We start from the raw sequence: 12689 nt of genomic DNA, 5'->3' as shown, positions 1-12689 counted from the left end.
TCGGCAGAAATCCACCTCAGGATGAGTCAATGAAATCAGTAAAGAGACTAACCACCAGCGGCCTGTGCTTACTCATCAGTGGCTGCTCCAGCGTGATGAGCCACACCGGTGGCGATCAGGGTTACTATCCTGGCACCCGTGCCAGCATAGATACGATGAAAAAAGAGGACACCAGTTGGGCCATGATGCCCCTGTTAGCCGTCGATCTACCCTTCTCGGCAGTGATGGATACCATTTTGCTACCTTATGATTACCTCCGTTCGGATGATGATAAAACCACCCAGTCCCCCAAAGCACGTATCGAACGTGACGAGGCAAAAAATCTGTCTGAGAGCGGTAATCTAGGGCAGGGGATGCCAACGCTCCCCCCCCGGAAAACCCCGAAATAGTTCCACTCCATTTAAAATCCTAAAGAGAACAGTATGAGCCTATTTGATGACATTGTTTCCGCCCATCAACAATTGCGCCCACAAGTCCGCGTTACCCCGTTGGAACACAGCGTGCTACTTTCACAGCAATTAGGTTGCGAGCTCTATCTCAAATGCGATCATTTACAACATACCGGCTCATTTAAGTTTCGTGGCGCCAGCAACAAACTACGGTTACTGAGTGAACAACAACGTCAACAAGGCGTGATTACCGCATCAACCGGTAACCATGGCCAAGCCGTTGCACTCGCGGGTAAATTAATGGGCGTCAATGTCACCGTCTATGCACCTGAAAGTGCCGCTACCATCAAGCTCGATACCATCCGTGCCTTAGGCGGCAAGGTGGAATTGGTCCCGGGTGACCCATTGAATGCCGAGTTAGCTGCGGAAAAGGCCGCACGCCAACAGCATAAAACCTATATTTCCCCTTATAACGATGCCGACGTGATTGCAGGCCAAGGCACCTGCGGGATGGAAATCATCGAACAGCAGCCAGAACTGGATGCGGTTTTTGTTGCAGTGGGTGGTGGTGGCTATATTGCGGGAATGGGTACCGTTCTAAAGCAATTGTCGCCAAAAACACAACTTATTGCCTGCTGGCCAGAAAATGCCACCAGCATGTACAGCGCACTGGAGGCGGGGCATATCTACCCAGTGGAAGAACAAGAGACTCTCTCTGACGGTACCGCAGGGGGAGTGGAGCCTGGCGCTATCACCTTCCCTCTGTGCCAACAGGTCATCGACCGTAAAGTATTGGTTAGCGAAGAGGAAATCAAACAGGCAATGCGCCTGGTTGCCAGTAGCGACCGTTGGATTATCGAAGGTGCTGCCGGCGTGGCCTTAGCCGCCGCCTGCAAACTGGCTCCCGAGTTGCAAGGCAAAAAAGTGGCCGTGGTGTTATGTGGTAAAAATATTGTGTTGGAAAAATATTTGCAGGCAGTCAGCCATGAAAGTCATTAATAAAACACAAATTCTTGCTGCTTTTGATGCCGACTGCATCACCCAACTGCTAAAAACCGGTTTTATCGCCTACTCTGCGCGCCAGGTACAGATGCCACCAGTGCAACACTTTCGGTTTGAAGCGGCGGAAGGTGACTGTTGTATTAAATCCGCATGGCTGGAAAGGGAAGAATACTTTGTGGTGAAAGTGTCTTCTGGGTTTTACCACAATCCACAACAAGGCCTGCCTAGCAACCAAGGCTTAATGATGGCCTTTTCTGCGCAAACTGGCAAACCACAGGTGCTACTGTTGGATGAAGGCTGGCTGACAGCATTACGTACTGCCCTGGCTGGGCGCATCGCTGCGGAATTATGCGCACCGCAAAACGTGCAGGCCATTGGTATCGTGGGCACAGGAATGCAGGCATGGCTACAATTGCAACACCTTAAAACGGTCACCGACTGTCGCCAAGTGTGGCTTTGGGGTCGCAGCCCACATCACCTTGCTGACTATTGTCAACGGGCTGAAGCGGAAGGTTTTCAGGTAAATACCACCCAAAATGCCGCTGAACTGGCGGCACATTGCAATCTGATTGTGACCACCACACCAAGCCGTGAACCCCTGCTGCAAGCAGAGGATATCCGCCCAGGAACACATATCACCGCCGTAGGGGCAGACGCTGAGGGAAAACAGGAGTTAGCAACGGCGTTGGTCGCCAAAGCTGACACCATCCTGGTGGATGCACTCAGTCAATGCAGTCAATATGGTGAAATTGCTCGTGCCTATCAGCAAAATTTACTGGCGTCAGTAGCTGTGGTTGAGTTCGGAGAAATACTGGCTCGTGGCGAGCGGGTTAGAAAGAATGAACAACAGATCACCTTGGCCGACCTCACCGGGTTAGCCATTCAGGATGCTCAGATTGTGAAAGGAATTCTGGCAAAACTATAATACGAACTTCTCAATAGCGCGTGCCACGCCGTCTTCGGTGTTGGTACTCGTTACAAACTGGGCAATCTCTTTCAGTTCCGCGATCGCATTGCCCATCGCTACGCCAACACCAGCATATTCAATCATCGCAATATCGTTACCCTGATCCCCCAGCGCCATCACGTTTTGCTGTTTGATACCCAGATGATCCGCCAGCATTCTCACCCCAGCGCCTTTATCAACCCGCTGGTGCAAGATTTCCAGGTAAAAGGGGGCGCTTTTCATAATGGTGTAACGCTCGCCGGCTTCCGCTGGCAAATGAGCGATGGCATGCTCTAACAATTCAGGCTCATCAATCATCATCACTTTCGGGAAACGTAGGGTTCGATCCATCTCCTCTACGCTACGGTATTTCAACGGAATACCGGTTATTCCCGCTTCACGAATGGTATATTTGCCAATGTTTTTATTCGGGGTATACAGGGTATCGAAATCAAATGCGTGATAATGCACCCCAAGCTGCCGCGCTAACTGCTCAAAATAGAGATAATCGTCAAAACTGAGGGTTTCTTGCAGAATGCAGGTTCCATCGGCGGCTTTAAGCACCAATGCACCGTTATAGGTAATACAGAAATCATCAGCGCCTTGCATATCCAACTGACATAGATAATCCTGCACCCCCACATAGGGCCGCCCTGTAGCCAGCACCACCTTCACCCCTTGAGCGCGCGCCGCACTAATCGCTTTCTTCACCGCTGGCGTGATCTGGTGTTGAGGGTTGAGTAACGTGCCATCCATATCAATTGCTATCAGTTCAATTGCCATACGAATTTCTCTTAGTGGTTTCCTTGGTAGGTATCAGGTTGATGCAAGGTGTTGGTAGACGATAACCTAGCCTGGCTAGAACGCAGCGAGACTAAAACGCAGCGATAAAAAATCCGCGCGGGAACACCGGCGCGGATTTTTTGTTGCTGATTAACGCATTAAATATCGATGTTCGCCGCTTTCAGGGCATTCTCTTCGATAAAGGCGCGACGCGGTTCAACTGCATCACCCATCAGGGTGGTGAACAGTTGATCTGCGGCGATAGCATCTTTCACCGTCACTCGCAGCATACGGCGTTGTTCTGGGTCCATGGTGGTTTCCCACAATTGGTCTGGGTTCATTTCACCCAAGCCCTTATAACGCTGCACCGACAGACCACGGCGAGATTCTTTCACCAGCCATTCCAACGCTTGCTCGAAACCATTTACCGGCTGACGACGTTCGCCACGTTCAATAAATGCATCCTCTTCCAGCAAACCACGCAGTTTTTCACCCAATGTACAGATCTTGCGATATTCACCGCCGTGGATGAAATTGAAGTCCAGAGGATAATCAGTATCGACGCCGTGAGTACGAATACGCAGCACCGGCTCCAACATCTGACGTTCTGGGTTCTCAACCATGACAAAATCATAGCTGCTGCCATGCTGTTCGTTATCGTTGAGCAATTTCACCAGTGACTCGATCCAGGTTTTCACTTTAGCCTGGTCACTCAGGTCATCTTCGCTCAAGGTAGGTTGATAGATTAGGTTGTTGAGTAAGGCACGCGGATAACGACGCTCCATTCGGCCAATCAGCTTTTGTACGCTGTAATGCTCAGCCACCAGTTTCTCCAACGGTTCCCCGGCCAATGGCGGTGCGACCTCATTGGTATGCAAGGTTGCCCCATCAAGCGCAATGGAAATCAGGTACTGGTCCATGGCCTCGTCGTCTTTAATATACTGTTCCTGCTTGCCTTTCTTCACCTTGTATAGCGGCGGTTGTGCAATAAACACATGACCACGCTCGATGATTTCCGGCATCTGGCGATAAAAGAAAGTCAGTAACAATGTACGGATATGCGAACCATCGACGTCAGCATCGGTCATGATGATGATGCTGTGATAACGCAGTTTATCTGGGTTGTATTCGTCGCGGCCAATGCCACAGCCCAGCGCAGTGATCAAGGTAGCCACTTCCTGCGAAGAGAGCATCTTGTCAAAACGCGCTTTCTCAACGTTAAGGATTTTACCTTTCAGTGGCAAAATCGCCTGGTTTTTGCGGTTACGCCCCTGTTTTGCCGAGCCCCCCGCAGAGTCCCCTTCCACCAGGTACAGTTCAGACAACGCCGGATCGCGCTCTTGGCAGTCCGCCAATTTGCCTGGCAAGCCAGCCAAATCCAGTGCACCTTTACGGCGTGTCATTTCACGCGCTTTACGTGCTGCTTCACGCGCTCGGGCCGCATCAATGATTTTACCAACAACGATTTTGGCGTCTGATGGGTTTTCCATCAGGTAATCCACCAGCTTCTCGTTCATCAGTGACTCAACTGCCGTTTTCACTTCCGAAGAGACCAGTTTATCTTTGGTCTGTGAAGAGAACTTCGGATCCGGCACTTTCACCGAAACGACGGCAATCAAACCTTCACGGGCATCATCACCGGTGGCACTGATCTTGGATTTTTTGCTGTAGCCTTCTTTATCCATATAGCTGTTAAGGGTACGCGTCATCGCGGCACGGAAACCGGCCAGGTGAGTCCCCCCATCACGCTGCGGGATGTTGTTGGTAAAACAGTAGATATTTTCCTGGAAACCATCGTTCCACTGTAGTGCCACTTCCACACCGATATCATCTTTTACCGTTGAGAAGTAGAACACAGTTGGATGGATTGGCGTTTTGTTCTTGTTCAGATACTCAACGAACGCCTTGATCCCGCCCTCATAGTGGAAGTGGTCTTCTTTGTCGTTACGTTTATCTTTCAGACGAATAGAGACACCCGAGTTAAGGAACGACAGTTCCCGCAGGCGCTTGGCCAGAATATCGTATTCAAATTCGATGTTATTGGTAAAAGTCTGGTAACTCGGCCAAAAACGTACTGTGGTGCCGGTTTGGGTGGTCTCACCCACCACTTTCAGCGCCCCTTGTGGCTCACCGTGTTTATAGGTTTGCTCGTGCACTTTGCCTTCACGGCGGATCACCAGCTCAAGTTTCTCTGACAAGGCGTTAACGACGGAAACCCCCACGCCATGCAAGCCACCGGAAACTTTATAGGAGTTATCGTCAAACTTACCGCCGGCATGAAGAACAGTCATGATGACCTGTGCCGCAGAAACCCCTTCTTCTTCGTGAATACCGGTGGGAATACCGCGGCCATCATCCTGCACCGACACCGAGTTGTCAGCATGGATGGTCACCTGAATGTCATTACAGTGGCCAGCGAGGGCTTCGTCGATAGCGTTATCCACAACCTCAAACACCATGTGGTGCAGACCGGTGCCGTCATCAGTATCGCCGATATACATGCCTGGACGCTTACGCACAGCATCCAGCCCTTTTAATACCTTGATACTTGAAGAGTCATAAGAATTCGACATCAACGTTTCTCGCTTATTTTAATCCTGTGGTTGAACTTCTATTTTACCCTGTTCCACACGGAACATCCTGCCCTTTTCACCGATCATGTCAGTAACTTGTTCAGCACTTACCGCGCTGACAAAAACCTGAGCCTGAGTGGCTTTCAGACGTTCAGCCAGCAACCGGCGACGGCCAGTGTCCAGCTCGGAGGCAAAATCATCAATCAGATACAGGCAACGCCGCCCGCTCTGCCGGGTGAGAAACTCACCCTGCGCCAAGCGCAATGCACACATCAGCAATTTAAGCTGACCGCGTGATAATAAATCTTCTACCGGTGTGCCTTCGGCACGAATACGGAAATCTGCTTTATGTGGCCCAACCGAGGTATAGGTTAATGCCCTGTCGCGCTCAAACTGGCGCTCCAACAGCTCCCCATAGTCACTCTCTTTATCCCAACCGCGCTGAAAAGAGAAATTTAACGCAAATTCAGGCAAAAATTGTGCACAGGTCGCAGTAATATCGGCGGAAATGGCCTCACTGTATGCCGCCCGCCACTCGCTGATGCGTTCAGCCAGTGGAACCAACTGCTGATCCCAGGCGCGCAGTTGCGCATAACGACTGACTTGGCGCAAGCCAGCATTACGTTGCTTCAGTAACCGTTTCAGGTTGCTCCAGGCGGTGAAAAAACCGGGTACATCATGGAAGCATCCCCAATCCACAAACGCGCGCCGATATTTTGGCCCGCCATTGAGCAGGGTAAAACCTTCGGGAGTAATCAACTGCATGGGCAATAGTTGGGCGAGTTCCGCCACTTTATGACCATCGCTGCCATCAATACGTACTTTGCTGTCACCTTGCCGGCTTCGGCTTAGCCCTACTGATAACTCACGCTCCGCCCCTTCAATCCGGCCATGCAGTACAAATTCCGGCTGATCATGACGGATCACTCGGCCAGCCTGCAAGCTGCGAAAAGCGCGCCCATGACCAAGGGTATAAACCGCCTCTAATACGCTGGTTTTACCACTGCCATTGGCCCCAACCAGGAAGTTAAACCCAGGTGCGGGAGCCAGATCCGCCGCTTCAATATTGCGGAAATCTTTAATCAGTAAACGCGTTAACGCCATGCGGCAGTTATCTTAATCATCGAACAACCCTGGGCGTTATCGTCGCAAGCCATTTGCGTGGCGTAAGCCGCCCAGCAACCGGAGCGTACACAGAGTACGTCAGGATTGCGAGCACGGCCCAACCGCAAAGGGGCAAGTAAGATAGCCCGATAATTTTTACAAACGCATTGGCATAACAACATAGGCCGCCGCCTGGCTGGCCGCGTCCTCAATCTGTACGCTGGAGACCGAATCAGTCAGCAGTAGACGCACATCCTCGCACTTGAGCGAGTTTAATACATCCAGCACGTAGCTGACGTTAAACCCAATTTCCATCTCGCTGCCATCATAGCTGACATCAAGGATCTCTTCTGCCTCTTCCTGCTCCGGATTATTGGCAGTGATCTTGAGTTGATTTTGACTGACGTACAGGCGGACACCGCGAAACTTCTCATTCGACAAAATGGCCGCACGGGCAAAGGCCTGCTTAAGCAAGTCACACCCGGCTTCTAAGGTCTTGTCAGGGTTCTTCGGCAATACACGACGATAATCAGGGAAACGGCCATCAACCAACTTGGAGGTAAAGATAAAATCCCCCACATGGGCGCGAATATTGTTGCTGCCGATCTGTACACGGAGTGGCGTATCACCTGCATCCAGCAGACGCACCAGCTCCATCACCCCTTTACGTGGCACAATCACCGAATGTGTTGGCAAGGATTGACCAATCGGCATGGCGCATACCGCCAGACGGTGACCATCAGTCGCCACAGTGCGGAGCTCTTCCCCTTCGGTCTCAAACAACATGCCGTTGAGGTAATAGCGCACATCCTGATGCGCCATCGAGAACTGGGTCGCATCGATCAGGCGCTTTAAGGTCGCCTGCGGTAGCGTGAACTCTACTTCACTCTGCCAATCATCCAGATTCGGAAAGTCTACCGCCGGTAGCGTGGATAATGAAAAACGGCTACGGCCAGAACGCACCAACATGCGCTCACTTTCAAGCGTGACGGTAATCTCGGCACCTTCCGGTAAACCCCGGCAGATATCAAAAAATTTGCGTGCAGGGACGGTGGTCGCCCCCACTTCATAGGGCTGGGAGAGAGAGACGCGTGCCACCATCTCCATTTCCAGATCGGTTCCCGTCAACAATAGAGAACCTTCCGTTACCTGCAATAACAGGTTACCCAGAATTGGCAACGTTGGGCGGCCACCCAGTGGACTACTCACCTGTTGCAGCGGTTTTAGCAGATGCTCACGTTCAACGATAAATTTCATATGCGCTATGACGACAATGTTCTGATTAAATTGGAAAAATCTTCTTTGATGTCGTGACTTTCTTCACGCAACTGCTCAATTTTCCGGCAGGCGTGCAACACCGTGGTATGGTCGCGGCCACCAAACGCATCGCCGATTTCTGGCAAGCTGTGGTTGGTGAGTTCCTTTGACAATGCCATCGCCATCTGGCGCGGGCGAGCAACGGAACGGGAACGCCGCTTCGACAGCAGATCCGCCACTTTGATTTTATAGTACTCTGCCACCGTCTTTTGAATATTATCGATAGTGACCAGCTTTTCCTGCAACGCCAGTAGATCCCGCAACGCTTCACGCACGAAATCAATGGTAATGGCGCGGCCAGTAAAATTCGCATTGGCGATCACCCGGTTCAATGCCCCTTCCAGTTCACGCACGTTGGAACGTAGACGTTTAGCGATAAAGAACGCCACTTCACCCGGCAAACGAATATCGTTTTCATCTGCCTTTTTCATCAGGATCGCCACTCGGGTTTCCAGCTCTGGTGGTTCAATTGCCACCGTCAGGCCCCAACCAAAGCGAGACTTCAAACGATCTTCCACCCCGTTAATCTCTTTAGGATAACGGTCAGAAGTGAGGATGATCTGTTGGTTACCTTCCAACAACGCATTAAAAGTATGAAAAAACTCTTCCTGCGAACGCTCTTTATTGGCAAAAAACTGAATGTCATCGATCAGCAACGCATCCACCGAACGGTAGTAGCGCTTGAATTCTTCAATCGCGTTATTCTGCAACGCCTTAACCATATCCTGCACAAAACGTTCCGAGTGCATATAAACCACTTTGGCATTGGCTTTACGTGCCATGATGCCATTACCCACCGCATGCAACAGGTGAGTTTTACCCAAGCCGGTTCCACCATACAGGAAGAGTGGGTTATAAGCCCCACCAGGGTTATCTGCCACTTGCCGAGCCGCAGCGCGCGCCAGTTGGTTCGACTTACCTTCAACGAAGTTATCGAAAGTATGTTTGGGGTTAACATTGGAACGGTAAGAAAGCTCGGGTGGCGGTGCGGCATTATCCCAACTGTGACGAGAAGGTGCCGCAGTACGGGCCACTGGAGCTGCCGGTGCATTGTTGACGCTGGCCGTAGCCGCCTGACTTATCGTTCGTGTCAGAGGTTTACTGCCCACCTCAAAACGCAATAGTGGCACATCAGTCCCACAAAAATCATTAAGCAGCCCATTGATATTGTTTAAGTACTTATCGCGCACCCAATCCAGCACAAAACGATTGGGCGCATACAGCGCCAGAGTATTGTCACTCAGTTCCGCCTGTAATGGGCGTATCCACATACTAAATTCTGTGGCTGGTAACTCATCCTGCAATCGGGCAAGGCACTGCTGCCAAAGCGAAAGTGACACGGCGGACTCCACTCGAACAAGATCAAAAATAAAAAGAAAAGGATCAGGTTACTTTTTTATCACTCATGATGATGCCCACAGGGCTTCATCGGCTGAAAACCGCTAGAAGCATGTGGAACACCTTGGTAGCATAACCTGATGATCCCTGTTTAGGATCGGGATCCGAATGACGGATCATAGCGCAATCCGCGCAAGAGATCCTCTCCTTCATCACAGATTAGATCCATTTTATCCACAGCCAAGAGCGTGCGGTGATATTTTAACCAACGGAAAGCAACCGCTGCAATCACGGTAGTCGATCGCCTTCTTTTTCACACCATGAGCCCGTTGTACTGGGTTATCCACCAGGATCCTGGCGAAAAATGCCGAGGATCGCACGGAGATCCTTGTGATTTACCCTTGAGTCCGTATAATCTTCGCCCACGTGTGATACTTGGTTCTGATTGGTCGGGTTATTTACCAGACAGGATCCTGCGGTGATTATGGGCCAAGACCGTGCTTTACTTGGCTAACAACCAAGTAGACTACCCCCATCAATTTCAAATGACAGGCAGCACAACTGCGGCCTGAAAGATGAAAGGGGCGCGATGTGAATTGACTCAGGGCTGTACAATTATTACAATCCCGCCTCTTTATATTGCGATTGAGGCGTCGGTCATCTTCACGCCGAGTAGTCAAACGCATTTGACTTATACTCTACATAATTCAAGTGGGATGTAGGCAGCAAGGTCGAGAGTCGCCAGAAGCATAGAAAATGATGCGACTGAGGCTAGTGGACACAAGCCAACACCCCGGTCACTTGAAGTATGATGACTATATTAGTAATTCATTTAAGTTTAGGTAGAAATCGCTATGAAACGCACTTTCCAACCGTCCGTACTGAAGCGTAACCGTAGCCACGGTTTCCGTGCTCGTATGGCCACTAAAAATGGTCGTCAAGTTCTGGCCCGCCGTCGTGCAAAAGGCCGTACTCGTCTGACTGTTTCTAAGTAATAAAAGCTAACCCCCTGAGTGGTTAAGCTCGCTTTTCCCAGGGAGTTACGTTTGTTAACTCCCACTCATTTCACTTTCGTCTTCCAGCAGCCACAAAGAGCTGGCACGCCGCAAATCACCATCCTCGGCCGCCAAAACCTGCTGGGGCATCCCCGCATCGGTCTTACTGTCGCCAAAAAACACGTCAAGCGTGCGCATGAACGTAACCGGATCAAACGCCTGACACGCGAAAGTTTCCGTTTACGCCAGCACCAATTACCAGCGATGGATTTTGTCGTGGTTGCCAAAAAGGGGATAGCTGAGTTGGATAACCGTGCACTGACGGAAGTTTTGGAAAAATTATGGCGTCGCCATTGTCGCTTGGCTCCCGCATCTTGATTGGGGTGGTACGGGGTTATCAACTCGTACTGAGCCCACTGCTTGGGCCACGCTGTCGCTTCCAGCCGACATGTTCTCATTACGCAATTGAGGCATTAAGCAGGTTTGGGATGTTAAAAGGCAGTTGGTTGACATTGAAACGCGTATTAAAATGCCATCCTTTGAACCCAGGTGGCGATGATCCCGTACCACCGAAAACCAACGATAACAGAGAACACTAACGATGGATTCGCAACGCAATCTTCTTCTCATCGCTTTTCTGTTCGTGTCTTTTCTGATTTGGGATGCTTGGCAAAAGGATAACAGTCCGCAGCCAGCACCCCAGACCACGCAACAGACAACGAACCCTACAAGCGGTGATGCCGCAAGCCAGGCTGTGCCAACCAGTGGCCAAGGTAAATTGATTACCGTTAATACAGATGTGCTGTCGTTGACCATCAATACTCGTGGTGGTGACATTGAGCAGGCTAAACTGCTGGCCTACCCAGAGTCCCTGGGGTCAGTGACGCCATTCGAATTGCTGGAAACTACGCCAGGATTTGTTTATCAGGCGCAAAGTGGCCTGACCGGCAGAGACGGGCCAGATAATCCTGCCAACGGTGAGCGTCCTCTCTTCACAGCCGCACAAGATACTTTCACCTTAGCTGATGGTCAGGATGAACTGCGGATCCCACTGACCTTTACCGGTAAAGACGGCTCGTTGTTCACCAAAACCTTTGTGCTCAAGCGTAACCATTATGCCATTGGTGTGGATTACTCCATTGTTAACAAAAGTGCGTCTCCACTTGAATTGACGCTATTTGGTCAACTGAAGCAAACCACACAGTTGCCGCAACACCGCGATACTGGCAGCAGTAATTTTGCACTGCACACCTTCCGTGGCGCGGCTTACTCTTCCAGTGACAACAAATACCAAAAGTATGCGTTTGATAAAGAAGAGAACCTGAATATCACCACCCAGGGTGGTTGGGTTGCCATGTTGCAGCAATATTTTGCTACAGCCTGGATACCTCAGACGGAAGGTCAAAATACCTTCTATACCGCCAAACCAGGCGATAATCTGTCTACCATCGGCTTCAAAGCAACGCCGGTTGTGGTAGCGCCAGGTGCTGAGAAACAACTGAATGCCACCTTATGGGTAGGCCCGGAACTGCAAGATAAAATGGCCACGCTGGCACCCCATCTGGATTTGACGGTGGATTACGGCTGGTTGTGGTTTTTGTCTCAACCACTGTTCAAATTGCTGAAGTTCATCAACGGATTTATCGGCAACTGGGGTTTCTCAATCATCATCATCACCTTTATCGTACGTGGCATCATGTACCCGCTAACCAAAGCGCAGTACACATCGATGGCCAAAATGCGCATGCTGCAGCCAAAACTGCAGGCAATGCGTGAACGTATTGGTGATGACAAGCAGCGTATGAGCCAAGAGATGATGGCGCTGTACAAAGCGGAAAAAGTAAACCCTCTGGGGGGTTGCTTGCCGCTGCTCATCCAGATGCCAATCTTCCTGGCGCTGTACTACATGCTGATGAGCTCGGTTGAACTGCGCCATGCGCCGTTTATATTGTGGATTCATGACTTGTCAGCACAGGATCCGTACTACATCCTGCCGTTGCTGATGGGTGTGACGATGTTCTTCATCCAGAAGATGTCACCGACTACAGTGACTGACCCAATGCAGCAGAAAATCATGACCTTTATGCCGGTGATTTTCACAGTGTTCTTCCTGTGGTTCCCGTCTGGTCTGGTGCTGTACTATACCGTCAGTAACTTGGTGACCATCATCCAGCAGCAGTTGATTTATCGCGGGCTGGAAAAACGTGGCCTGCATAGCCGCGATAACAAAAAGGCATAATAC

General features: G+C 50.7%; 12 protein-coding genes. 7 read left to right on the top strand and 5 right to left on the bottom strand.

Annotated elements, in window-relative coordinates:
- The first annotated feature begins 29 nt into the window (after window positions 1-29).
- From AC2A06_RS08835 to AC2A06_RS08825, 3 genes are read left to right on the top strand one after another with little or no spacing between them, the layout of a single operon-like run.
- On the top strand, window positions 30-389 hold the full coding sequence (locus AC2A06_RS08835; protein ID WP_484380037.1) for a YceK/YidQ family lipoprotein: 360 nt from the start codon (window positions 30-32) through the stop codon (window positions 387-389).
- Window positions 390-422: 33 nt separating this feature from the next.
- Window positions 423-1388, top strand: coding sequence for a threonine/serine dehydratase (locus tag AC2A06_RS08830; RefSeq protein WP_484380036.1), 966 nt, complete (start codon window positions 423-425; stop codon window positions 1386-1388).
- The gene (locus AC2A06_RS08825; RefSeq protein WP_484380035.1) at window positions 1375-2316 is read left to right on the top strand and encodes an ornithine cyclodeaminase family protein; all 942 of its coding nucleotides are present in this window, start codon (window positions 1375-1377) and stop codon (window positions 2314-2316) included. The genes AC2A06_RS08830 and AC2A06_RS08825 overlap by 14 nt, the downstream gene beginning before the upstream one ends.
- Here the strand turns inward: AC2A06_RS08825 and yidA are convergent.
- The 5 genes from yidA to dnaA form a co-directional block, all read right to left on the bottom strand.
- Window positions 2311-3120, bottom strand: coding sequence for a sugar-phosphatase (gene yidA, locus AC2A06_RS08820; RefSeq protein ID WP_484380034.1), 810 nt, complete (start codon window positions 3118-3120; stop codon window positions 2311-2313). The two genes, AC2A06_RS08825 and yidA, sit on opposite strands and share 6 nt — an antisense overlap.
- 158 nt (window positions 3121-3278) lie before the next feature.
- On the bottom strand, window positions 3279-5693 hold the full coding sequence (gyrB, locus tag AC2A06_RS08815; RefSeq protein ID WP_484380033.1) for a DNA topoisomerase (ATP-hydrolyzing) subunit B: 2415 nt from the start codon (window positions 5691-5693) through the stop codon (window positions 3279-3281).
- 18 nt (window positions 5694-5711) lie between these two features.
- The gene (gene recF / locus AC2A06_RS08810; protein ID WP_484380032.1) at window positions 5712-6797 is read right to left on the bottom strand and encodes a DNA replication/repair protein RecF; all 1086 of its coding nucleotides are present in this window, start codon (window positions 6795-6797) and stop codon (window positions 5712-5714) included.
- A 156-nt stretch (window positions 6798-6953) separates the two neighbouring features.
- A complete protein-coding gene (gene dnaN / locus AC2A06_RS08805; protein WP_023489197.1) occupies window positions 6954-8054 on the bottom strand; it encodes a DNA polymerase III subunit beta in 1101 nt (366 codons plus the stop codon).
- A 5-nt stretch (window positions 8055-8059) separates the two neighbouring features.
- Window positions 8060-9454 (bottom strand): chromosomal replication initiator protein DnaA, encoded by a 1395-nt coding sequence (dnaA, locus tag AC2A06_RS08800; protein WP_473196437.1) that lies wholly within the window; start codon window positions 9452-9454, stop codon window positions 8060-8062.
- A gap of 852 nt (window positions 9455-10306) precedes the next feature.
- Here dnaA and rpmH point away from each other — a divergent pair.
- From rpmH to yidC, 4 genes are read left to right on the top strand one after another with little or no spacing between them, the layout of a single operon-like run.
- Window positions 10307-10447: a 50S ribosomal protein L34 gene (gene rpmH / locus AC2A06_RS08795; protein WP_004093983.1), complete on the top strand. Its 141-nt coding sequence runs from the start codon at window positions 10307-10309 to the stop codon at window positions 10445-10447.
- An 18-nt stretch (window positions 10448-10465) separates the two neighbouring features.
- Window positions 10466-10825, top strand: a complete 360-nt coding sequence (rnpA, locus tag AC2A06_RS08790) for a ribonuclease P protein component (protein WP_072011659.1) — start codon at window positions 10466-10468, stop codon at window positions 10823-10825.
- Window positions 10789-11046, top strand: a complete 258-nt coding sequence (gene yidD, locus AC2A06_RS08785) for a membrane protein insertion efficiency factor YidD (RefSeq protein WP_023492504.1) — start codon at window positions 10789-10791, stop codon at window positions 11044-11046. The genes rnpA and yidD overlap by 37 nt, the downstream gene beginning before the upstream one ends.
- Before the next feature lie 2 nt (window positions 11047-11048).
- Window positions 11049-12686, top strand: coding sequence for a membrane protein insertase YidC (gene yidC / locus AC2A06_RS08780; protein ID WP_484380031.1), 1638 nt, complete (start codon window positions 11049-11051; stop codon window positions 12684-12686).
- Window positions 12687-12689: the final 3 nt, after the last annotated feature.

Source organism: Serratia sp. HNCC26DJ244 (assembly GCF_057180565.1).
This window is presented reverse-complemented; position numbering and strand designations above follow the sequence as displayed.

Coding starts and splice junctions, on each gene's coding strand:
- AC2A06_RS08835 (WP_484380037.1), top strand. CDS start 30: ATGAAATCAGTAAAGAGACTAACCACCAGCGGCCTGTGCTTACTCATC.
- yidA (WP_484380034.1), bottom strand. CDS start 3,120: ATGGCAATTGAACTGATAGCAATTGATATGGATGGCACGTTACTCAAC.
- rpmH (WP_004093983.1), top strand. CDS start 10,307: ATGAAACGCACTTTCCAACCGTCCGTACTGAAGCGTAACCGTAGCCAC.
- AC2A06_RS08825 (WP_484380035.1), top strand. CDS start 1,375: ATGAAAGTCATTAATAAAACACAAATTCTTGCTGCTTTTGATGCCGAC.
- recF (WP_484380032.1), bottom strand. CDS start 6,797: ATGGCGTTAACGCGTTTACTGATTAAAGATTTCCGCAATATTGAAGCG.
- gyrB (WP_484380033.1), bottom strand. CDS start 5,693: ATGTCGAATTCTTATGACTCTTCAAGTATCAAGGTATTAAAAGGGCTG.
- yidD (WP_023492504.1), top strand. CDS start 10,789: ATGGCGTCGCCATTGTCGCTTGGCTCCCGCATCTTGATTGGGGTGGTA.
- dnaN (WP_023489197.1), bottom strand. CDS start 8,054: ATGAAATTTATCGTTGAACGTGAGCATCTGCTAAAACCGCTGCAACAG.
- AC2A06_RS08830 (WP_484380036.1), top strand. CDS start 423: ATGAGCCTATTTGATGACATTGTTTCCGCCCATCAACAATTGCGCCCA.
- yidC (WP_484380031.1), top strand. CDS start 11,049: ATGGATTCGCAACGCAATCTTCTTCTCATCGCTTTTCTGTTCGTGTCT.